The sequence below is a fragment of the Stutzerimonas sp. KH-1 genome (assembly GCF_054483855.1).
In genome coordinates, this window is record NZ_CM137011.1 from 2,502,378 (window position 1) to 2,522,378 (window position 20,001).

Here is a 20,001-nt window from a genome sequence, read left to right on the forward strand (position 1 = left end):
TCTCAGCGCATGTTGCGCTCGGCGGCGGAAAGACTGGCCTGAAAGGCCTCGCGAGCAAAATTGCGCTCCATGTAATCGAGCAGCGGCTTGGCCGCTCGCGGCAAATCAACCCCGAGTCTGGGCAAACGCCAGAGGATAGGCAACAGGCAGCAGTCGACCAGACTGAGCTCGTCGCTCATGAAGTAAGGCATTTCGGCAAAGACCGGAGAGACCCCCGTCAGGCTTTCGCGCAGCTCCTTGCGAGCCTGCGCACGCTGCGACTCGGGTACACGGACATCGAGAATGCGGTCGACCAGGCTGCACCAGTCTCGCTGGATGCGATGCACCAGCAATCGGGTATTGGCTCTGGCGACGGGATAAACCGGCAGCAGCGGCGGATGCGGATAACGCTCCTCCAGATACTCCAGGATGACCCCCGGCTCATACAGAGCGAGATCCCGGTCGACGAGGGTCGGGACACTGGCGTAGGGATTCACCTCAACCAGCTTTTCAGGGCACTGACCGGGCTTGACGTCAAGAATCTCAACGCCGACACCCTTTTCGGCAAGTACGAGACGAACTCGGTGGCAGTAATGGTCGGCGGGATCGGAGTAGCAGCTCAACCGGTTGGTTGCAGCCATAGGTCCTTCCTCACTCAATTATCTGGAGGCAGAAAAAACACGCGCGCCCATAGGGCGCGCGCAGGATACAGCGATAGCAGCAAAGCGCTTAGTGAATGTCTTTCCAGTACTCGCGCTTGAGCAGGTAGGCAAACACGAAGAACACCGCCAGGAACAACAGTACGTAGGTACCGATGCGCTGGCTCTCCAGCTTGACCGGATTGGCCGAATAGGCCAGGAAGGTCACCAGGTTCTTGATCTTCTCGTCGTACTCGGCTTCGGTAAGCGAACCGGTACCAGGCTCCACAACCATCTGATCACAAGCTTCTTCGGTAATCGGCGTACCAGTCAGGGGGTCGAACTGCTTGCGACCATCCTCGACAACCTGCACCTGCTTGCAGCCCACTACACGACGCCCTTGTAGCGGAGCCAGCACGTGCGGCATACCCACGTTGGGGAACACCGTGTTGTTGACGCCATAAGGCCGCGCCGGATCTTCATAGAAGCTGCGCATGTAGGAGTACAGCCAGTCGTTGCCACGCACACGGGCCACCAGGGTCAGGTCCGGCGGAGCAGCACCAAACCAGACCTTGGCATCTTCAGGCTTCATGCCGATCTTCATGTGATCGCCAAACTTGGCATCGGTGAAGACGATGTTCTCCATCATCACTTCTTCTGGGATGCCAAGATCGGTGGCCACGCGCTCATAGCGTTGATACTGGGCGCTGTGACAGCCCATGCAGTAGTTTGCGAATGTCTTCAAACCATCTTGCATGGCAGCCTTGTCGGTCAGGTCGATTTCGACCTTGTCCAGATGAACCGACGGGCCCGCCGCGAAGGTGAAGGCCGGCAGAATTGCAAGAATCAATGCAGCAAATTGCTTTTTCATCAGCCATCCACCCTTTGCGGAACCACTTTGGTCTTCTCGAGCTTGGTGTAGAACGGCATCAGGATGAAGTATCCAAAGTAGATAGCAGTACAGATCCGCGACACCAGAGTACGCTCAGGCGTCGGAGCGAGAACGCCCAGCACACCGAGAATGATGAAGGAGATGCAGAACGCCAGCAGCGCGATCTTGCTCATCCAGCCCTTGTACTTCATGGACTTGACCGGACTACGGTCGAGCCAAGGCAGAACGAACAGAACAGCGATGGCCGCGCCCATGGCGATGACACCGAGCAGCTTGTCCGGTACCGCGCGCAGAATCGCGTAGAACGGCGTGAAATACCAGACTGGCGCGATGTGTTCCGGAGTCTTGAACGCATTGGCCACTTCGAAGTTCGGCTTCTCCAGGAAGTAACCGCCCATCTCCGGGAAGAAGAACACGACAGCGCAGAAGACGAACAGGAACACCACCACACCAACGATGTCTTTCACGGTGTAGTACGGGTGGAACGGAATACCGTCGAGCGGCACACCGGCCTCGTCCTTGGCCTTCTTGATGTCCACGCCCATCGGGTTGTTCGAACCGACTTCGTGCAACGCCAGAATGTGCAACACCACCAGACCCAGAATCACGATTGGCAGGGCGATCACATGCAAGGCGAAGAAGCGGTTCAGCGTGATACCGGAGATCAGGTAATCACCGCGGATCCACTGAGTCAGATCGTCGCCGATGACGGGAATGGCACCGAACAGCGAAATGATCACCTGGGCACCCCAGTAGGACATCTGACCCCACGGCAGCAGATAGCCCATGAAGGCCTCAGCCATCAGCGCCAGGTAGATCATCATGCCGAAGATCCATACCAGCTCGCGCGGCTTCTGGTAGGAACCATAGAGCAGACCACGGAACATGTGCAGATAGACCACGACGAAGAACGCCGAAGCACCGGTCGAATGCAGGTAGCGGATGATCCAACCGTACTCGACATCACGCATGATGTATTCGACGGAGGCAAAGGCGCCCTCGGCCGACGGCTCGAAGCTCATGGTCAGCCAGATACCAGTCAGGATCTGATTGACCAGCACCAGCAGCGCCAGCGAACCGAAGAAGTACAAGACGTTGAAGTTCTTGGGGGCGTAGTACTTAGAAAGATGGTCTTCCCACATCTTGGTGGCGGGGAAGCGGGCGTCGACCCATTCCATGAACTTGCTCATCAGGCGTTCTCCTGGTCCACACCGATGATGATCACATTATCGGTCTCGTACGAGTGCGGGGGCACCGGCAGGTTCAAGGGAGCTGGCTGCGCCTTATAGACGCGCCCGGCCATATCGTACTTCGAGCCGTGACAAGGGCAGAAATAGCCGCCCAACCAATCGGCACCGAGATCGGCTGCAGCCACCTCGGGGCGGAAAGACGGTGCACAACCCAGGTGGGTACAAAGCCCCACAACAACCAGAAGCTCCGGTTTGATGGCGCGGTTCTTCGGATCAACGTATGCGGGCTGATCAGAAGCCTTGGACTCGGGATCGGCTACCTGTGGGGCAACCTTTTCCAGATTCGCAAGAATCTCCTCGGTTCGACGCACGATAAATACCGGCTGACCGCGCCACTCGGCGACCATCTGCTGCCCCGGCTCGATCTTGCTGATATTTACCCTTACCGGCGCACCGGCAGCCTTGGCCTTGGCACTAGGGAACCACGATCCCACGAACGGGACCGCAGCACCTACCGCTCCTGCAGCACCCACCACCGAAGTGGCGGCCACAAGGAAGCGACGCCGGCCTGCATTCACGCCGTCATTGCTCATTCAGTCGTCTCCCATCAGCTTCTTATGGCCTGCTCAGGAGCAGGCATGTACCACGTAAAATTGGGCCGCGAAAAATTCGCCAAATGGTAAAGAAAAGGCCTCCTTATGACAAGGTAATAGCCTGTCACAATGCCTCTGCAACGCAGCCAAATCAGGGCTTTCGGCGCGCGACACGCTGTCGCACCAGCAGTGAAAGGGCAAAAAAAAACGCCCAACTCCTGAAGGAGACTGGGCGCTTCTTTTGAACAGCGCGAATTAGCGCTTGGAGTACTGCGGACGCTTGCGCGCTTTGCGCAGACCGACCTTCTTACGCTCCACCTCACGGGCATCGCGAGTAACGAAGCCAGCCTTGCGCAGCGGGCTGCGGAGGCCTTCGTCGTAAGAGATCAGGGCACGAGTGATACCGTGACGGATCGCGCCCGCCTGACCACTTACACCACCGCCAAGCACGGTGACATAGATATCGAACTTCTCGACAGTCTCGGTCAGCTCCAGCGGCTGACGAACAACCATGCGCGCAGTTTCGCGACCAAAGAAGTTGTCCAGCTCACGATTGTTGATGGAGATCTTGCCAGTACCCGGGCGCAGAAAAACGCGCGCGGTTGCAGTCTTGCGACGGCCAGTGCCGTAATTTTGAGTCGCCGACATAATGAACTATTCCGTTAAATCTTCAGTTCTTGGGGCTGCTGAGCGGTGTGCGGGTGGTTAGCACCCTTGTAAACCTTCAGCTTACGATACATGTCGCGACCCAGCGGATTCTTCGGCAGCATGCCTTTTACCGCAGTCTCGATCACACGCTCAGGCGCCCTAGCGATCAGCTTCTCGAAGTTGATCGACTTGATGCCACCCGGGAAACCGGAGTGAGAGTAGTACATCTTGTCGGTGGTCTTGGCACCAGTGACACGCACTTGCTCAGCATTGATAACGACGATGTAATCGCCAGTATCGACGTGAGGGGTGTATTCCGCCTTGTGCTTGCCGCGCAGACGGCTAGCGATTTCGGTTGCCAGACGACCCAGGGTCTGGCCGGCAGCGTCGACGACGAACCAGTCGCGCTTGACGGTTTCCGGTTTAGCAGTAAATGTCTTCATTCGTTATAGCCTCAGGGGCCGCCCTGAAAATAAGACGGCGAATCTTACTGAATGGTGCTCGCCCTGGCAAGGCCAAGGCAGCCGGAAACAGACGCTGTCGGGGGCTCGGGTCAGCGCGTCCGCCACGGCAATGGTTCGGTGGGCTAGGCATCCCCCACCTCGGTGTTGCGTCGACAGGCTAGGCATCCCCGGCGACAGGCTGCGGAATTATCCTGATAACCGGAAAAATAGCAACCGACTTTTACCTGAAGCACCGCCGCGTGCTCACAGGAATCCATTTCTACTTTACAGCCAAGACCAGGCGCTACGCCGAGGGAGCTGCCCGGCTCACCTGGAGCAGCTCAGCCCTTGAAATGACGCCACTGTCGCCGGCACAACATACGCAACACCGCGTGATCTCCGATAAGCTTCCGGAACGAGCACGTTCCTCACGAGGCAACCCATGCAGCGACGCCCACTTGGCCGCACTGACTTGAAGGTGAGCTCGCTCTGCCTAGGCACCATGACCTGGGGAGAGCAGAATACCGAGGCCGATGCCTATGCACAGCTCGACCGGGCGCAGGCAGCCGGAATCAACTTTCTGGACACCGCCGAAATGTATCCGGTGCCGCCACGACCCGATACCAGTGGACGCACCGAGTGCTATATCGGCAACTACTTCAGGAATCGGGGAAACCGGGCCGACTGGATCATCGCCAGCAAGATCGCCGGCCCGGGAAACGGCATCAGCCACATCCGTGACGGCCACCTGAAATTCAATCGCGATCATATCCGCACCGCGCTGGACAACAGCTTACGCCGGCCTCGGACAGACTGGATCGACCTGTACCAACTGCATTGGCCGGAGCGCAACACCAACTTTTTCGGCCAGCTGGGTTACCAGCATCAAGAGTCAGACTTCACACCGCTCGAAGAAGTACTGGACGCGCTTGACCAGGAAGTGAAAGCAGGCAGGATTCGCCACGTAGGGCTGTCCAACGAAACCCCCTGGGGAGCGATGAAATACTTGCAACTGGCCGAGGCGCGCGGCTTGCCTCGCGCAGTTTCGATTCAAAACCCTTACAACCTGCTGAACCGCAGCTATGAGATAGGGCTGGCAGAGATCAGCATTCGCGAGCACTGCGGCCTGCTTGCCTATTCCCCCCTCGCTTTCGGCATGCTGAGCGGCAAGTACGAACATGGCGCGCAACCAGCAGATGCACGTATCACTCGCTATCAGCGCTTTGCCCGTTACAGCAACCCTCAAGCCCGAACCGCCTGCTCGAAATATGTCGCACTGGCGCGCGAGTATGGACTGGATCCAGCCCAGATGGCGCTCGCCTTCGTTACGGCGCAACCTTTCGTAACCAGCAACATCATCGGCGCGACTTCGCTCGAGCAGCTCGACTCAAACCTTCGCAGCTCGACGATCCGGCTACCGGACGAAGTGATAGAGCACATCGAAGCCATCCATGTCGAACAACCCAATCCAGCCCCCTGAACCGCAGCGGACTCGATACGAAGCAAAGGATCACCTGGATGATTGCCGCCCACCTGCTCGCCCCATCAAGCCTGCTCACCGGCTGGCTGATCTATGCATGCGCCCTCCTCTGGGCTGCATGGCGCGCACCTTGGGTCGAATTGTTTAGCGACACACGCCGGCAGCACCTGCTGTTCGGCGCAATGCTCGCCATATTTCTACTCTGGTTGGTTCGGCGCGATTTCGATTCCGGGCTTTCATTTCATTTCATAGGCCTGACCGCCGTAACCCTGCTGCTGGATTGGCCACTGGCAATCATCGCCGCCTTGGCCGCACAGCTTGGCCTTGCGCTTACCGGACACCAACACCTTGCCGCGCTAGGAATCAACGGCGTGCTGCTGGTGCTGATCCCGGTAGCGGTAACCGTGATATGCGCACGGCTGGTCGAGCGGGCGCAGCCGCGCAATCTTTTCGTTTACATCTTCTTCGCAGGGTTCTTTCCGGCCGCGCTAGCGGCGCTGGCATGCATCCTGGCCTCGCTAGGCATACTTCTGCTCGACGGGCGCTTCCCGATGCCGCCCTGGCTGGAAGACTTTGCCGGCTACATCTGGCTGGTGATGTTCCCCGAGGCCTTTATCAACGGCACCGCCGTGACCGCACTTGTCGTCTTCTATCCCGACTGGCTGGAAAGCTTCAACCAGAGCCGCTACCTGCAGGCGCCCTGGAAGGACGAGAAATAACGAGGAGTACGCCATGCAAAGGTCAATGCTGGCGCCCAGGCAGATCGCCCGAGAACAGCTCATCTTCCAGTTCATTACCCGCAATGGCATGCTCCTCCGAAGCCCAAGCCCCCAGATCAATTAGCTTGCAACGCTCGGAACAGAAGGGCCTATAGGGGCTCTGCTCACCCCACTCCACCGGCGCCTTGCAGGTAGGACACTCAACCACGGTCGCAGTCATTCCCGACCTCCTCTCAACTGCAGATAAAAATGATGCAGGCGCTCAACCTCGGAGCGGAGCCAGCTAAGATCGCGATCATTCACTAGCACGTCATCAGCGTGCCGTAAACGCTCCTCACGCGCAGCCTGTACCTTCAGGATGGCACGCACCTGCTCTTCGCTTGCCTGATCACGCGCGACGGTACGCGCGATCTGCAGCACCTCCGGCACATCCACGACCAATACGCGATCGACGGTGCGGTACTGCCCTGACTCAATCAGCAGAGGCGAAACCATGATGGCATAGGGTGAATCTGCCCGAGCGAGGTGGTCGGCTATCTCGCTGCGTATCAACGGGTGCAGAAGCCGCTCAAGCCACTGCCGCTCTGCCGGATCGGCAAATATCCGCTCACGCAACGCGGCGCGATTCAACTCACCGGTGGGTAACAGAACGCCGTCGCCGAAGTGCTGGGCGATTTGCCGCAAAGCCGGCCGCCCAGGCTCAACGACCCAGCGCGCGGCCTGATCGGCATCGACCATATGCACACCGAGACTGGCAAACTGCTCGGCCACCGCGCTCTTGCCGCTGCCGATACCACCAGTCAATCCGAGAATCCAAGGCTTCATCGTCAGTTATACCCGAGCGAGAACAGGACGCGCAGTAGTAACCACTCGATGGGTGAAGTGCAAGCCTTGAACAGATGTGCATGCTGCGGCAAGCGGCGGGAGATCCCGCCACCCACAAACCGCGGAGTCAAATCAGAAGCGGGCGAATTGCAGATAGCTCTCGGTGATCCTTTCACCCCAGAGAAGCGTGATCCACCCAGCGATCGCGAGATAAGGGCCAAAGGGAATGGGCGTGCCGCTTTCTGCACGCTGGACCTTCAAAAGAATGGAACCCAGCACCGCTCCGACCACTGACGACAACAGGATGGTAAGCGGCAACACCTGCCAGCCACCCCAGGCCCCAAGCATCGCCAACAGCTTGAAGTCGCCGTAGCCCATGCCCTCTTTGCCGGTGGCGAGCTTGAAAAGCCAGTACACCGACCAAAGACTCAGATAACCCGTCACCGCCCCCCACAGCGCACTCTCCAGCGAAGTGAACAAGCCGAAGTGGTTAACCATCAACCCCAGCCACAACAACGGCAGTACGAGCGAGTCAGGCAACAATTGATGATCGACATCGATCATGCTCATCGCCAACAGACCCCAGGTCAGCAAAAGCATCATGGCGGCCTGCCAGGAAAAGCCGAAATGCCATGCCACATATCCGGAGAGCGCACCGCATGCCAGCTCCACCAACGGGTAACGACAACTGATCGGCGCCTGGCAGGATGAACACTTACCACGCAACAACAGCCAACTGATCAGCGGAACGTTTTCCCATGCGCGGATTCGATGAGCGCAATGCGGACAGCGCGAATTCGGTAGCAACAGGTTGAATCGTTCACCGACCGGTTCGCATGGCAGCTCAAGAAATTCTCTCGCCTGCGCCCGCCATTCGCGCTGCATCATCACCGGCAACCGGTAAATGAGGACGTTTAGGAAACTGCCAACCAGCAGACCGAGCACTGCTGCAGACAAAACAAAGGCCAGCACATGGCTGGCCAGGTAATCGATCAGAATCATGCTTAAACGACGGAACCCAGTTGGAAGATCGGGAGATACATGGCAATGATCAAGCCACCGACCAGAACCCCCAAGACCGCCATGATCATGGGCTCCATCAGACTTGTCAGACCATCAACCATGTTGTCGACCTCATCCTCGTAAAAGGTCGCCACCTTGGCCAGCATCTCGTCAAGCGAGCCGGACTCCTCGCCAATCGCCGCCATCTGTACCGCCATGGTTGGAAAGGTACCGGTTGTGCGCATGGAGAAGTTCAGCTGCATACCGGACGATACGTCGGTTTTGACTTTCATCGTTGCATTGCGGAACACCACATTACCGGTCGCTCCGGCAACCGAATCCAGAGCGTCCACCAAAGGCACACCCGCAGCGAATGTCGTGGACAAGGTCCGAGCGAATCGTGCCACTGCCGATTTGTAAAGAATCTCGCCGACGATCGGCACCTTCAGCAACAAGCGATCGAACCAGTCGCGAAACCGCTCTGATTTACCATGGGCGGTCTTGAATGCAAAGGCAGCGAGGAACAACCCTAGCAGGACCAAGTGCCACCAGGCCTGCAGGGTTTCGGACAGACCAATGACCATGAGCGTAAACGCTGGAAGCTCCGCGCCGAAGTTGGCAAAAACTTCCTGAAACTGAGGAACGACCTTGATCAACAAGATCGCGGAAACGATGATCGCGACGAGTACAACGGCGACCGGATAATTCATCGCCTTCTTGATCTTCGCCTTGAGAGCCTCGGTTTTTTCCTTGTAGGTTGCAACGCGATCGAGCAATGTCTCCAAGGAACCAGACTGCTCACCCGAGTCCACCAGGTTGCAGTACAGATCGTCAAAGTACTGCGGCTTCTTGCGCAACGCAGTGGCGAAGCTGTTGCCCGCCGCGACTTCCTGCTTGAGGTCATCGACCAGCTTACGCATGTTCGGGTTATCGAACCCCTCGCCAATAATGTCGAATGACTGCAGCAGCGGCACACCCGCCTTCATCATGGTCGCCATCTGGCGAGTGAACAAGGCGATATCCATCGGCTTGATCTTCTTGCCCGCACTGAACAGCGACACCGACTTCTTGCGCACCTTCTGAGGGTTTACGCCCTGCTTACGCAGCTGCGCCTTGACCATCGCAGGGCTCACCCCACTTAGCTCGCCCTTGATCTTCGCACCCTGCTTGTTGGTGCCTTCCCAGGTGAACACACTGGTTTTAATCGCTTTCTGCGCCATGCTAATCCTTGGTCACCCGGTTGACTTCTTCCAGGCTGGTAACGCCCTGCATGGCCTTCAACAAAGCCGAGGTGCGCAGGTCATTAAAGCCATCTTTTCGCATCTGGGTGGAAATATCGATTGAATTACCGTCTTCCATGATAATCCTGGCCAACGCCGGCGTGTTTTTAACCACTTCATAAATACCGACACGACCTTTGTAACCGCCTTTGCAATTGTCGCAACCAACCGGACCATAGATTTTGAAGGTTCCAATCCTGTCGGCAGGAAAGCCCTCTTCCAGCAGAGCCTCACGCGGCAGATCGATCTCTTTCTTGCAACTGTTACACAGCTTGCGCGCCAGTCGTTGAGCAATGATCAGGTTCACGGATGTGGCGATATTGAACGCCGCCACCCCCATGTTACGAAGGCGCGTAAGGGTTTCTGCAGCGCTGTTGGTATGCAGTGTCGACATGACCATATGCCCGGTCTGTGCGGCCTTGATGGCGATTTCGGCGGTTTCCAAGTCCCGAATCTCGCCCACCATGATGATATCGGGGTCCTGCCGCAGAAATGCGCGCAGCGCCTGGGAGAAGTCCATCCCCTGACGGGGATTAACGTTGACCTGATTGATACCCTCCAGATTGATTTCCACCGGATCCTCGGCAGTGGAAATATTTACATCGACCGTATTGAGGATATTTAGACCAGTATAGAGGGAAACCGTTTTGCCCGAGCCTGTAGGGCCGGTAACCAGGATCATGCCCTGCGGCTGCTGAAGCGCCTGCATATAAAGAGCTTTCTGCTCTTCCTCATAGCCCAGCGCATCGATCCCCATCTGTGCGCTGGACGGGTCGAGGATTCGCATCACGATCTTCTCGCCCCAGAGCGTGGGCAAAGTATTGACGCGAAAATCGATCGCCTTGGACTTGGACAGTTTCATCTTGATCCGACCGTCCTGAGGCTTGCGACGCTCGGATATATCCAGCCCTGCCATCACCTTCAGGCGCGCCGATATACGAGGCGCCAACTGGATCGGCGGGCGGGCGATTTCGTGCAGGATCCCGTCGGTGCGAAACCGGACTCGGTAGGCTCTCTCATAGGGCTCAAAATGCAAGTCGGAGGAACCACCACGAATGGCATCGAGCAACATCTTGTTAACGAAGCGCACGACCGGGGCATCATCCGCAGCCTCCCCTGCATCATCCGCCCGATCGTCGTCGCTAACGGTCTCGACATCCAGCCCATCGAGATCGACCTCTCCCAGATCCTCCAGGCCGGTCGCACCGCTATCGTAGAGCCTGTCGATCGCCTCACCGAGCTTGTCGTCCTCGACCAGAATCGGCTCGATCGAAAGCCCGGTGCTGAACTGGATGTCGGCAATCGACTGATGGTTGGCAGGGTCGGAAACTGCGATATACAGCTTGGTGCCGCGCTTGGAGAGCGGGAGTACCCGGTGCTGCTTGGCCAGCTTCTCGCTCACCAGTTCCTTGGGCAGCGACTCCTTGTCCAGCGCAGCAAGATCCAGCAGCGCAACACCGAACTGCTCGGAGGCGAGCTCGGCAATGACACGACCCTTGGCCAACCGGTTCTGGACGACGTAAGTGACAAAGGGCGTCTTGCCGCGAATGGCCTGAGCCTGGGCCTGCTGCGCCGTCTTCTCGTCCAGCACACCAGCCGCAACCATCTGCCGCGCCAGACCGGAAAGGGAAGTATTCTCACTCATAAGGGTCTCGCCTTGTTCTGAGCCCGCCTTATAGCCTAGTTACCAAGCCGTGCAAACACACACCGTCTAAAGTGACGAAATACGTCACTTAATGTCACCCCTACGAACACATAGCAGACGCAGTTAAAGCTAGGAATAGCCGTCCTAATAGCCCAATGCCGCGGTTGCTTGGTCTGCTGCTCTGCCAGGGCCTCCTTTATCGCTGAAAACTTGCGGCATGTCACAGGCTATCGACTTCCAGAACACTCTCGGGAAAGCTGGCACACAAACTGCTCTATCGCTAACAGGCGGTTGCCTAACACTCAAGGAGAAACAACAGATGAGAACTCAAATGCAAAAGGGCTTTACCCTGATCGAACTGATGATCGTGGTTGCGATCATCGGTATTCTGGCTGCCATTGCGCTGCCGGCTTATCAGGACTACACCGTACGCTCCAACGCTGCCGCTGCACTGGCAGAAATCACCCCCGGCAAGATTGGTTTTGAGCAGGCGGTTAACGAAGGTAAAACCCCGTCGACCACTGCAACCGATCCGGGCTACATCGGCGTTGGCGCTACAACTTCTTACTGTGGCGTAGCGGTCACTTTCACCCAGGCAACCGGTGTTGGTTCCATCGCTTGTACAACTACTGGCGGCAACGCTGGCAAGTTCAATAGCAAACAAATCACGCTTAATCGTACCGCCGAGGGTGCGTGGTCTTGCGCCAGCACCTTGGACGCCAAGTACAAGCCAGGCAAGTGCTCCTAATCCAGCCTGTTGAAAAAAGAGCGGCTTAGGCCGCTCTTTTTTTTCCTGCCTTTTACTTGGAGAAAAACATGAAGCCCGTAAAAAGATCGTGCCGCGGCTTTTCTCTGATTGAGCTGATGATAGCGCTATCGATAATCGGCGCTCTTGCGGCCATTGCTTTTCCCGCCTACCAGAACTACACCGTGCGTTCGACAGCCGCTGCCGCCCTAGCCGAAATCACGCCAGCTAAGGCCGCGTTCGAGCATGCCATCAACGAAAGTCGCACCCCCTCACTGGTTTCCGGTTTGCCGGGATTTATCGGTATCGGCGCAAGCACAAACTATTGCACGGTGACGCTAATAGCAACGGCGACGGGATCGATCACCTGCACCGCACGGAACGGACTGCCAGGGCGGTTCAATGGCAAAATCATTACCCTTAACCGCACGGCGGAGGGCTTGTGGAGCTGCACCAGTGACCTGGACAGCCAATATAAGCCGGGGAAATGCCTCTAAAGCAGCGACCAACGAACTACGCTAGATGCTCTTCTTGAAAAATAAAGAAATGTTGATTGCGGCTTTTTTTGTGCTTGTTTTTTCGAGCACCAGCCTCATTTATTGGCTACCTGATTACAGCTGGCTGGAACAGCAAAGAATTACCCAGCTGATGCTTCTAGTCGCTGCCTCAGCGGCGCTTCAGCTGGGCTATTGGCGCCGCCCTGGCGCCTTTGTCCTCCCCAGCAATGCGGTGTTGTTGGCGTTTATCTTGGGCTTGACTTCGGCGCTGCTATCTCAGCATCCGCAATGGGCATTGAAAGAATGGGCAAAATATGCGACCAGCTTCGCGTTAATTATTTATCTCGGCAATGCTCTTCGCCAAACAACCGCTCAGCAAGTGGTGCTCTTCATCCTTGTGGTCACATCAGCCCTGCTGGCAGTACAGTTTTTCGCCTTTTACATAGCCTCGTTCTTTACTGGGACACGTGACGTCAACCCTTACTTGATGTATCCAGGATTCGATAACCCTCGCTTTTATGGCCAGTTTCAAATAATACTTATCCCCATTTTGCATGGCCTTTCATTCCAACAGGGCTGGCACAAAAAGCTGTTTAACCAGAACGTCATCCATTTAACTCTTCTATTGCAGTGGTGCATCGCCTGGGCGTTAGCTGGGCGTGGTGTTTTGCTGGGACTCTGCATAGCAAGTGTGGTCATCCTGTTTGTCACCGGCGTTCGCTACAAGGCGTTGCTCTTGCAGGCTGTAGCGTTCGCCTTGGCCGGCTTAGCACTCTATTTTCTACTTTTCTTTTGCTTTCCGGAGTGGGCGGGGCTAGCCAGAGATATACCTTCAAGCGTGAGGTTTGACCTTTCCAAACGAGATGTTCTGTGGCAAGGCGCATGGCAGATGATCCAGGTCAACCCGTTTCTTGGTGTAGGGCCCCTGCATTACTCGGCTGTATGGAACCATATCGGCGCACATCCGCATCAAGCTACATTGCAGTTCCTTGCTGAGTGGGGCACTCCGGCAACGTTACTATTTCTGTTCAGCATAATGACCGGCATGCTGCGAGGAATGAAAAAGATTCGCAACAAAACGGATGTACTTGACGCGGCTTTATGGATGGCTCTGCTGGCTTCGTTGACGCTGGCTCAGGTCGATGGTGTATTCGCTATGCCTTATACCGAAGGCTGGCTGACAGTTATTGCCGGGCTGGCTCTGGCGCGCTGGGGAAGCCCTAAAGGCACCGCCACCATAATCAGCCCGATACGGCAGAGAATGTTCTCCATACTTTTGCTGCTGGCAATGACCATCATTGGGCGCATCTTGATTGTGGACGTTCCCTCGCTGCATGAAACATCCATGAGATTCTATATAGAACACAATATAGGCAGCCCTCCCAGGTTCTGGGACCAGGGCTGGATTCCGATGTGAGGGGTATACATGTCTAATCCACGTATCAGAGCTTTTACTATTCACTTGCTGATCTCTGCTGGCCTGGCGCTTGCGATTCTGTACTTGGTCTTCTTTATTTGGCATCCCAGTCCGCTACACACTGCTGTAGGCGTGACCAAGATATTCCTTATGCTCATAGCAATTGATGTAGCTCTTGGCCCCTGTCTTACTCTGATGGTTTACAAGCAAGGCAAAAAGACCTTGGCCATGGACCTCTCCATAATCTGTACTCTACAACTTGGCGCGTTGTTGTATGGGTTGCACGCTGTGGCCGATGGTCGACCTGCATGGCTGGTTTTCGCTGATGAGCGTTTCCAATTGGTGCGCGCTAATGAGATTGATGGGCGCAAGCTGGGTGAAGCGGAAATGGAATATCGAAGCCCTCCATGGATGGGGCCGAGGTGGGTTTCTGTACTGGAGCCTGAAAGCGCCGAAGAAAAAAGCAACTTGCTTTTTGAGTCTGTTTTCGCCGGGGTCGAAATTTCACAACATCCTGAGCTTTATCAATCGCTGAGCATTGCCGAATCTGCCATGAAAGAAGCAGGAAAACCGTTAGCATTGCTTGAGAAATACAACACCCGCGAGGCGGTCGCGGCCATCCTTGAAATCTACCCGAACGCAGGCGCTTGGCTGCCCTTGAAAGCCAATCAGAAAGACATGGTGGTGTTACTGAAAGAAAACAGTGGCGAGGTTATAGCTATCGTCGATGCTCAACCATGGAACTAAAAACCGAGACGCAGGGGCTCGAAGTCTCTTAGGTCGGGCCAAATCGAAGCGACACAGCGCCAATCGCTCTGATGCCACAAAGAAAGCGCCCTGCATTAGCAGGGCGCTTTCTTGTCACCTTAGCCTAGATCGCTTCCCGCTGACGTAGCAGGTCAATCACCTTCTTTACCCCCTCTGTAACACCAACAGATTCGCTATCGACCACCAGATCAGCGTTAATCGGTACATCGTAGGGGAACGACTCCCCCGGAATGTTATCCCCACCGGCCGCATACAATCCCTGCGGATCGCGCTGGCGGCAGGCCTGCGGGGAGGCCTGGACGTAGACGGTGATCAGACGTTCATCGCCGATCAACGCCTTGGCCTGTTCGCGACCTTCGGCGTCAGGGGCGACGAACGCGGCCAGGGTGATCAACCCCGCCTCGTTGAACTGACGTGCGACGTGGGCGGCGCGGCGCCAGTTTTCGGTGCGGCCGGCGCGATCCTGCGGCAGGCCTTTGTTCAGGTCGTGGCGCAGGTTCTGGCCGTCGAGCACGTAAACCGCGCGACCCATATCGAACAGCTTGCGCTCCACCGCATAGGCCAGGGTGCTCTTGCCTGCGCCGGAAAGCCCAGTGAACAGCACGGTCGCCGGTTGTTGGCCGAAGCGAGTTGCGCGTTCTTCGGTAGACACGTGGGCCAGCGCGCCGTGATGACCGCTCGAACCCTGGGCAACCGGGTCGGCGATGATCATGCCGGCGCCAACGGTGCCATTGGTGAGGCGATCGATGACGATGAAGGCGCCAGTGGTGCGGTTCTGCTCGTAGCCATCCAGAGCGATCGGCGCGTCCAGGCTGACCTTGACCTTGCCGATCTCGTTGAGCTGCAGGCTGCTCGCCGCGCCCTTCTCCAGCGTGTTCACATCCACCGTGTGAGTGATGCTGGCAATCGAGCCCGGCACATAGCTGGTGGCGCGCTTGATGTCATACTTCTTGCCCGGCAGCATCGGCTCTTCGCCCATCCACACCAGCATTGCCTCGAAACCATCGGCAATACGCGGGCGGCTATCGGCATGTACCAGCATGTCACCGCGTGACACGTCGATCTCGTCTTCCAGAGTCAGAGTAATGGCTTCGCCTGGCGTGGCCTGCTCCAGTTCGCCGTCGAAGGTAACGATGGATTTCACTCGACTGGTCTTGCCGGAGGGCAGCACGGCGATCTCGTCACCCTTGCGTACGATGCCGCTGGCCAGGGTGCCGGCGAAACCACGGAAGTTCAGGTTCGGGCGGTTGACGTACTGCACAGGGAAACGCAGATCATCGAAGTTACGGTCGCCAGCAATCTCGACACTCTCGAGAATCTCCATCAGCGACTGCCCCTGGTACCAGGGTGCGCGCTCGCTGCGATTGACCACGTTGTCGCCCTTGAGCGCGGACATCGGCACGAAGTGCAGCGACGATGGTTTGAGCTCGATGCGCTCGGCAAACGCCAGGTAGTCGGCCTTGATCTTCTCGAAGACGTCCTGATCGAAGTTCATCAGGTCCATCTTGTTGATGGCAACGACGATGTGCTTGATGCCCAGCAGCGAGGTGATGAAGCTGTGGCGCTTGGTCTGAGTCTGCACGCCATAGCGGGCATCGACCAGGATGATCGCCAGGTCGCAGGTGGACGCGCCGGTGGCCATGTTGCGGGTGTACTGCTCGTGGCCGGGGGTATCGGCAATGATGAACTTACGCTTCGCCGTGGAGAAATAACGGTAGGCCACATCGATGGTGATGCCCTGCTCACGCTCGGCCTGCAGGCCATCGACCAGCAACGCCAGATCGACGTCCTCGCCAGTGGTACCGACCTTCTTCGAATCGCGAGCAATGGCCTCCAGATGATCCTCATAGATCATCTTCGAGTCATGCAGCAGGCGGCCGATCAACGTGCTCTTGCCGTCGTCGACGTTGCCGCAGGTGAGGAAACGCAGGAGCTCCTTGCGCTCGTGCTGCGCCAGGTACGCGAGGATGTCCTGGCCGATCAAATCTGACTGATGAGACATGGTGCGCGATCCTTAGAAGTAACCCTGGCGTTTCTTTTCTTCCATCGACCCGGTGGCATCGTGGTCAATGACGCGGCCCTGACGCTCGGATGTCCGGGTCAGCAGCATTTCCTGAATGATCTCCGGCAAAGTGGTGGCGGTGGATTCCACCGCGCCGGTCAGCGGATAGCAACCGAGGGTACGGAAGCGCACCATCTTCTTGTGGATACCGGCCTTCTGCTCGGGTGTCAGGTGGTCGAGGATGCGCTCATCGTCGATCATCACCAACGTGCCGTTAAGCTCCACCACTTCCCGCTCGGCCGCGAAATACAGCGGCACGATCGGAATCTGCTCCAGGTAGATGTACTGCCAGATATCCAGCTCGGTCCAGTTGGAGAGCGGGAACACGCGGATCGACTCGCCTTTCTTGACCTTGCCGTTATAGAGGTTCCATAGCTCGGGACGCTGGTTCTTCGGATCCCAGCGGTGCTTGCTGTCTCGGAAGGAATAGACGCGCTCCTTGGCCCGGGACTTCTCTTCGTCGCGGCGGGCGCCACCGAAGGCCGCATCGAAGCCGTACTTGTCCAGCGCCTGCTTGAGTCCTTCGGTTTTCATCACGTCGGTGTGCTTCGCACTGCCGTAGGTGAAGGGATTCATGTCCTGCGCCACACCCTCGGGGTTGATGTGGGTGATCAACTCAAGGCCCATTTCCTCGACCATCCGGGAGCGGAAGGCGTACATCTCCTGAAATTTCCAGCGTGTGTCGACGTGCAGCACCGGAAATGGCAGCTTGCCCGGAAAGAAGGCTTTGCGCGCCAGATGCAGCATCACGGCCGAATCCTTGCCGATGGAATAGAGCATCACCGGGTTACCGAACTCGGCGGCGACCTCGCGGATGATGTGGATGCTTTCCGCCTCCAGCTGTTTCAGATGCGTCAGTTTGTCGACCATGGCTACTCACGATTTGGCAGGTGGACGGCCGGCCGGCCGTTGATTGGGCGCAACTCTAACACGGCCTTAAATTCTAATCAGGCCGCCTTTTAGATCTAAAAGCTATAGATTTATATCGAGCAGGAGTACGAAGCGGCCGCATCAGGCCGCCGACTCGACGAGCGCCAACAAGACCTCGTCAGCCAGATAAGCTCACGCCGGATTGGGGCAGTCGATGAAGCGATGCTCGATTCCGAACTGCCGCGCCAGGTAATCGCCGAGCGCCTGAACCCCGTACCGCTCGGTGGCATGGTGCCCCGCCGCGAAGAAGCTCAAACCGTTTTCCCGGGCGATGTGCGCGGTAGGCTCGGAGATTTCGCCCGTGATGTAGGCGTCCACGCCGGTGGCGACGGCCTTGTCGATATAACCCTGGGCACCACCGGTGCACCAGGCAACGCGACGGATCGGACCCCGGCCTTCGACCATCAATGGCTGGCGCCCGAGCGCTTGCTGTATGCGGTGCATCAATTCGGCCGGCGCCAGCGGCTGCTCCAGCGACCCGACCAACCCGACCGAACGCGGATTCTCCGGCTCCAGTCCACCTTCGATGCATAGCCCCAGCAACCTGCCCAGCTGGACGTTATTGCCGACCTCGGGGTGCACATCGAGTGGCAGATGATAGGCGAGCAAGGAAATGTCGTGGCCCAGCAATGTCTTCAAACGACGCTGCTTCATTCCGACGATGCGCGCATCCTCGTTCTTCCAGAAGTAGCCGTGGTGCACCAGCACCAGGTCGGCATCAGCCTCGACCGCAGCATCGAGCAGTGCCTGGCTGGCCGTCACACCACTGACGATGCGGGCGACCCGAGGACGCCCTTCGACCTGAAGACCGTTGGGACAGTAATCGGCAATCCTTCCGGCCTCCAGATAGCGGTCCGCCTCCTGGACCAGCGTGCTAAGCGAAACAGTCACATCGACCTCTCCTTCGCTGCAGCGAGCCCGCGGCAATGACCAGTGCGCTGCTGCAAATCATGAATGCGAAGCTGCATTTCAGTTCGAGCTTCGTATAATGCCGCCACCTTAAGGCGCGCTCCCCGCGCCCGCAACTCTGTCCGGATTCCCGCGCGATGTTCAATGCCCTGCGTTTCCTAGGCTGGCCGCTGCTGGTCGGCATACTCGTAGCACTGCTGATCATCCAGCGCTACCCGCAGCTGGTGGGGATCACCGAACCGGATATTGGTCTCCAGCAGGCGCCCCTAATAGCCGCCGGCTCCCAGCAGGGACCCTATTCGTACGCCAATGCCGTAGCTTCGGCGGCACCGGCCGTTGCCAATCTCTATACCACCAAGGTCATCGAGAAGACGGAGCAGCAACCGCCTTTGGCCAAAGACCCGCTGTTCCAGCGCTTTTTCAACGACAACCTGCCACGGCAGCGGCGCATGGAGTCGAGCCTCGGCTCGGCAGTCATCATGAGCCCCGAGGGCTACCTGCTGACCAACAATCACGTTACAGCCAATGCCGAGCAGATCGTCGTGGCGCTCAAGGATGGCCGCGAGACCCTGGCCAGGGTGATCGGCAGTGATCCGGAAACCGACCTCGCGGTCCTCAAGATCGACCTGGCCGAGCTTCCGGCGATAACCCTTGGCCACTCCGATCGCATCCGCGTCGGTGATGTCACGCTGGCAATCGGCAACCCATTCGGGGTCGGCCAGACCGTGACCATGGGCATCATCAGCGCCACCGGACGCAACCAGCTGGGCCTCAATACCTACGAAGACTTCATCCAGACCGACGCCGCGATCAATCGTGGCAACTCGGGCGGCGCACTGGTCGATGCCGGCGGCAACCTCATCGGTATCAACACCGCGATCATTTCCGAGTCCGGCGGCTCACAGGGCATCGGCTTCGCCATCCCGGTGAAGCTTGCGCTGGAGGTGATGAAATCGATCATCGAGCATGGCCAGGTGATTCGCGGCTGGCTCGGAGTGGAGGTGCAATCGCTGACCCAGGAGCTGGCCGAGTCTTTCGGCCAGGAGGGCCGCCCGGGCATCGTCGTAGCCGGTGTCTACCGCGACGGCCCTGCCGAACGAGCCGGCCTGCAGCCTGGCGATCTGATTCTCAGCATCGATGGCGTGCAGTCGGCCGACGGTCGCAGCTCGATGAATCAGGTTGCCCGCGCGCGGCCGGGTGAGAAGATCGACATCGATATCCTACGCAACGGCAAACCATTGACCCTCACCGCGGAAGTGGGCGTCCGCCCACCGGTGAACGCCGCCCCTCGGTAGCAACGCACTCAGCGAACCCGCCCGGGTTCGCTAGGCCTGCACTC

Annotated in this window: 21 protein-coding genes; 7 read left to right on the top strand and 14 right to left on the bottom strand. The window is 57.7% G+C overall.

Annotated features, from left to right (window positions below; translation table 11 throughout):
* Positions 1-2: 2 nt before the first annotated feature.
* The 6 genes from ACX1DW_RS12100 to rplM form a co-directional block, all read right to left on the bottom strand.
* Positions 3-620, bottom strand: coding sequence for a glutathione S-transferase N-terminal domain-containing protein (locus ACX1DW_RS12100; protein WP_152480906.1), 618 nt, complete (start codon positions 618-620; stop codon positions 3-5).
* 88 nt (positions 621-708) lie between these two features.
* On the bottom strand, positions 709-1,488 hold the full coding sequence (locus ACX1DW_RS12105) for a cytochrome c1 (protein ID WP_102840591.1): 780 nt from the start codon (positions 1,486-1,488) through the stop codon (positions 709-711).
* The gene (locus ACX1DW_RS12110; RefSeq protein WP_200594676.1) at positions 1,488-2,699 is read right to left on the bottom strand and encodes a cytochrome b; all 1,212 of its coding nucleotides are present in this window, start codon (positions 2,697-2,699) and stop codon (positions 1,488-1,490) included. The genes ACX1DW_RS12105 and ACX1DW_RS12110 overlap by 1 nt, the downstream gene beginning before the upstream one ends.
* The gene (gene petA, locus ACX1DW_RS12115) at positions 2,699-3,292 is read right to left on the bottom strand and encodes a ubiquinol-cytochrome c reductase iron-sulfur subunit (protein WP_063544473.1); all 594 of its coding nucleotides are present in this window, start codon (positions 3,290-3,292) and stop codon (positions 2,699-2,701) included. The genes ACX1DW_RS12110 and petA overlap by 1 nt, the downstream gene beginning before the upstream one ends.
* A 255-nt stretch (positions 3,293-3,547) precedes the next feature.
* Complete coding sequence (gene rpsI / locus ACX1DW_RS12120) at positions 3,548-3,940, bottom strand: 30S ribosomal protein S9 (protein ID WP_458991638.1); 393 nt, start codon at positions 3,938-3,940, stop codon at positions 3,548-3,550.
* A 14-nt stretch (positions 3,941-3,954) separates the two neighbouring features.
* Positions 3,955-4,383, bottom strand: coding sequence for a 50S ribosomal protein L13 (gene rplM / locus ACX1DW_RS12125; RefSeq protein WP_063544471.1), 429 nt, complete (start codon positions 4,381-4,383; stop codon positions 3,955-3,957).
* Positions 4,384-4,825: 442 nt separating this feature from the next.
* Between rplM and ACX1DW_RS12130 the strand changes: the two genes are divergently transcribed.
* Positions 4,826-5,863 (top strand): NADP(H)-dependent aldo-keto reductase, encoded by a 1,038-nt coding sequence (locus ACX1DW_RS12130; RefSeq protein WP_458991639.1) that lies wholly within the window; start codon positions 4,826-4,828, stop codon positions 5,861-5,863.
* 38 nt (positions 5,864-5,901) lie between these two features.
* Positions 5,902-6,582, top strand: a complete 681-nt coding sequence (locus ACX1DW_RS12135) for an energy-coupling factor ABC transporter permease (RefSeq protein ID WP_102840589.1) — start codon at positions 5,902-5,904, stop codon at positions 6,580-6,582.
* Positions 6,583-6,604: 22 nt separating this feature from the next.
* Here ACX1DW_RS12135 and yacG read toward each other — a convergent pair whose 3' ends face one another.
* From yacG to pilB, 5 genes are all read right to left on the bottom strand, one after another.
* Positions 6,605-6,802: a DNA gyrase inhibitor YacG gene (gene yacG / locus ACX1DW_RS12140; protein WP_102840588.1), complete on the bottom strand. Its 198-nt coding sequence runs from the start codon at positions 6,800-6,802 to the stop codon at positions 6,605-6,607.
* A complete protein-coding gene (coaE, locus tag ACX1DW_RS12145; RefSeq protein WP_253747536.1) occupies positions 6,799-7,407 on the bottom strand; it encodes a dephospho-CoA kinase in 609 nt (202 codons plus the stop codon). Before coaE ends, yacG begins: the two co-directional genes overlap by 4 nt.
* Positions 7,408-7,539: 132 nt before the next feature.
* Positions 7,540-8,409 carry a prepilin peptidase gene (locus tag ACX1DW_RS12150; protein ID WP_458991640.1) on the bottom strand — a complete coding sequence of 290 codons (870 nt, stop codon included), beginning with the start codon at positions 8,407-8,409 and terminating at the stop codon, positions 7,540-7,542.
* 2 nt (positions 8,410-8,411) lie between these two features.
* A complete protein-coding gene (locus ACX1DW_RS12155) occupies positions 8,412-9,629 on the bottom strand; it encodes a type II secretion system F family protein (RefSeq protein ID WP_458991641.1) in 1,218 nt (405 codons plus the stop codon).
* Between the two features lies 1 nt (position 9,630).
* Positions 9,631-11,334 carry a type IV-A pilus assembly ATPase PilB gene (gene pilB, locus ACX1DW_RS12160; protein WP_458991642.1) on the bottom strand — a complete coding sequence of 568 codons (1,704 nt, stop codon included), beginning with the start codon at positions 11,332-11,334 and terminating at the stop codon, positions 9,631-9,633.
* A 331-nt stretch (positions 11,335-11,665) separates the two neighbouring features.
* On the opposite strand from pilB, the gene ACX1DW_RS12165 reads away from it, so the two are divergent.
* From ACX1DW_RS12165 to tfpZ, 4 genes are all read left to right on the top strand, one after another.
* Positions 11,666-12,082, top strand: a complete 417-nt coding sequence (locus tag ACX1DW_RS12165; protein WP_458993406.1) for a pilin — start codon at positions 11,666-11,668, stop codon at positions 12,080-12,082.
* Between the two features lie 68 nt (positions 12,083-12,150).
* The gene (locus tag ACX1DW_RS12170; protein WP_458991643.1) at positions 12,151-12,576 is read left to right on the top strand and encodes a pilin; all 426 of its coding nucleotides are present in this window, start codon (positions 12,151-12,153) and stop codon (positions 12,574-12,576) included.
* A 25-nt stretch (positions 12,577-12,601) separates the two neighbouring features.
* Positions 12,602-13,993, top strand: a complete 1,392-nt coding sequence (locus ACX1DW_RS12175) for an O-antigen ligase family protein (protein ID WP_458991644.1) — start codon at positions 12,602-12,604, stop codon at positions 13,991-13,993.
* A gap of 9 nt (positions 13,994-14,002) precedes the next feature.
* Positions 14,003-14,740: a TfpX/TfpZ family type IV pilin accessory protein gene (tfpZ, locus tag ACX1DW_RS12180; protein WP_200594695.1), complete on the top strand. Its 738-nt coding sequence runs from the start codon at positions 14,003-14,005 to the stop codon at positions 14,738-14,740.
* Positions 14,741-14,864: 124 nt separating this feature from the next.
* Here the strand turns inward: tfpZ and cysN are convergent, their stop codons facing one another.
* The 3 genes from cysN to ACX1DW_RS12195 form a co-directional block, all read right to left on the bottom strand.
* A complete protein-coding gene (gene cysN, locus ACX1DW_RS12185) occupies positions 14,865-16,763 on the bottom strand; it encodes a sulfate adenylyltransferase subunit CysN (protein WP_458991645.1) in 1,899 nt (632 codons plus the stop codon).
* Between the two features lie 12 nt (positions 16,764-16,775).
* Positions 16,776-17,693: a sulfate adenylyltransferase subunit CysD gene (gene cysD, locus ACX1DW_RS12190; protein WP_102840580.1), complete on the bottom strand. Its 918-nt coding sequence runs from the start codon at positions 17,691-17,693 to the stop codon at positions 16,776-16,778.
* Positions 17,694-17,885: 192 nt separating this feature from the next.
* A complete protein-coding gene (locus tag ACX1DW_RS12195) occupies positions 17,886-18,644 on the bottom strand; it encodes a Nif3-like dinuclear metal center hexameric protein (RefSeq protein ID WP_458991646.1) in 759 nt (252 codons plus the stop codon).
* A gap of 155 nt (positions 18,645-18,799) precedes the next feature.
* Between ACX1DW_RS12195 and algW the strand changes: the two genes are divergently transcribed.
* Positions 18,800-19,957, top strand: a complete 1,158-nt coding sequence (algW, locus tag ACX1DW_RS12200; RefSeq protein WP_063544441.1) for a Do family serine endopeptidase AlgW — start codon at positions 18,800-18,802, stop codon at positions 19,955-19,957.
* Positions 19,958-20,001: the final 44 nt, after the last annotated feature.

Bases quoted from the DNA above. Each gene is read 5' to 3' on its own strand.
- ACX1DW_RS12105 (WP_102840591.1), bottom strand. From the start codon at position 1,488: ATGAAAAAGCAATTTGCTGCATTGATTCTTGCAATTCTGCCGGCCTTC.
- cysN (WP_458991645.1), bottom strand. From the start codon at position 16,763: ATGTCTCATCAGTCAGATTTGATCGGCCAGGACATCCTCGCGTACCTG.
- ACX1DW_RS12110 (WP_200594676.1), bottom strand. From the start codon at position 2,699: ATGAGCAAGTTCATGGAATGGGTCGACGCCCGCTTCCCCGCCACCAAG.
- petA (WP_063544473.1), bottom strand. From the start codon at position 3,292: ATGAGCAATGACGGCGTGAATGCAGGCCGGCGTCGCTTCCTTGTGGCC.
- cysD (WP_102840580.1), bottom strand. From the start codon at position 17,693: ATGGTCGACAAACTGACGCATCTGAAACAGCTGGAGGCGGAAAGCATC.
- tfpZ (WP_200594695.1), top strand. From the start codon at position 14,003: ATGTCTAATCCACGTATCAGAGCTTTTACTATTCACTTGCTGATCTCT.
- ACX1DW_RS12150 (WP_458991640.1), bottom strand. From the start codon at position 8,409: ATGATTCTGATCGATTACCTGGCCAGCCATGTGCTGGCCTTTGTTTTG.
- yacG (WP_102840588.1), bottom strand. From the start codon at position 6,802: ATGACTGCGACCGTGGTTGAGTGTCCTACCTGCAAGGCGCCGGTGGAG.
- ACX1DW_RS12135 (WP_102840589.1), top strand. From the start codon at position 5,902: ATGATTGCCGCCCACCTGCTCGCCCCATCAAGCCTGCTCACCGGCTGG.
- ACX1DW_RS12130 (WP_458991639.1), top strand. From the start codon at position 4,826: ATGCAGCGACGCCCACTTGGCCGCACTGACTTGAAGGTGAGCTCGCTC.
- ACX1DW_RS12100 (WP_152480906.1), bottom strand. From the start codon at position 620: ATGGCTGCAACCAACCGGTTGAGCTGCTACTCCGATCCCGCCGACCAT.
- rplM (WP_063544471.1), bottom strand. From the start codon at position 4,383: ATGAAGACATTTACTGCTAAACCGGAAACCGTCAAGCGCGACTGGTTC.
- ACX1DW_RS12170 (WP_458991643.1), top strand. From the start codon at position 12,151: ATGAAGCCCGTAAAAAGATCGTGCCGCGGCTTTTCTCTGATTGAGCTG.
- ACX1DW_RS12175 (WP_458991644.1), top strand. From the start codon at position 12,602: ATGCTCTTCTTGAAAAATAAAGAAATGTTGATTGCGGCTTTTTTTGTG.
- ACX1DW_RS12165 (WP_458993406.1), top strand. From the start codon at position 11,666: ATGCAAAAGGGCTTTACCCTGATCGAACTGATGATCGTGGTTGCGATC.
- algW (WP_063544441.1), top strand. From the start codon at position 18,800: ATGTTCAATGCCCTGCGTTTCCTAGGCTGGCCGCTGCTGGTCGGCATA.
- rpsI (WP_458991638.1), bottom strand. From the start codon at position 3,940: ATGTCGGCGACTCAAAATTACGGCACTGGCCGTCGCAAGACTGCAACC.
- pilB (WP_458991642.1), bottom strand. From the start codon at position 11,334: ATGAGTGAGAATACTTCCCTTTCCGGTCTGGCGCGGCAGATGGTTGCG.
- coaE (WP_253747536.1), bottom strand. From the start codon at position 7,407: ATGAAGCCTTGGATTCTCGGATTGACTGGTGGTATCGGCAGCGGCAAG.
- ACX1DW_RS12155 (WP_458991641.1), bottom strand. From the start codon at position 9,629: ATGGCGCAGAAAGCGATTAAAACCAGTGTGTTCACCTGGGAAGGCACC.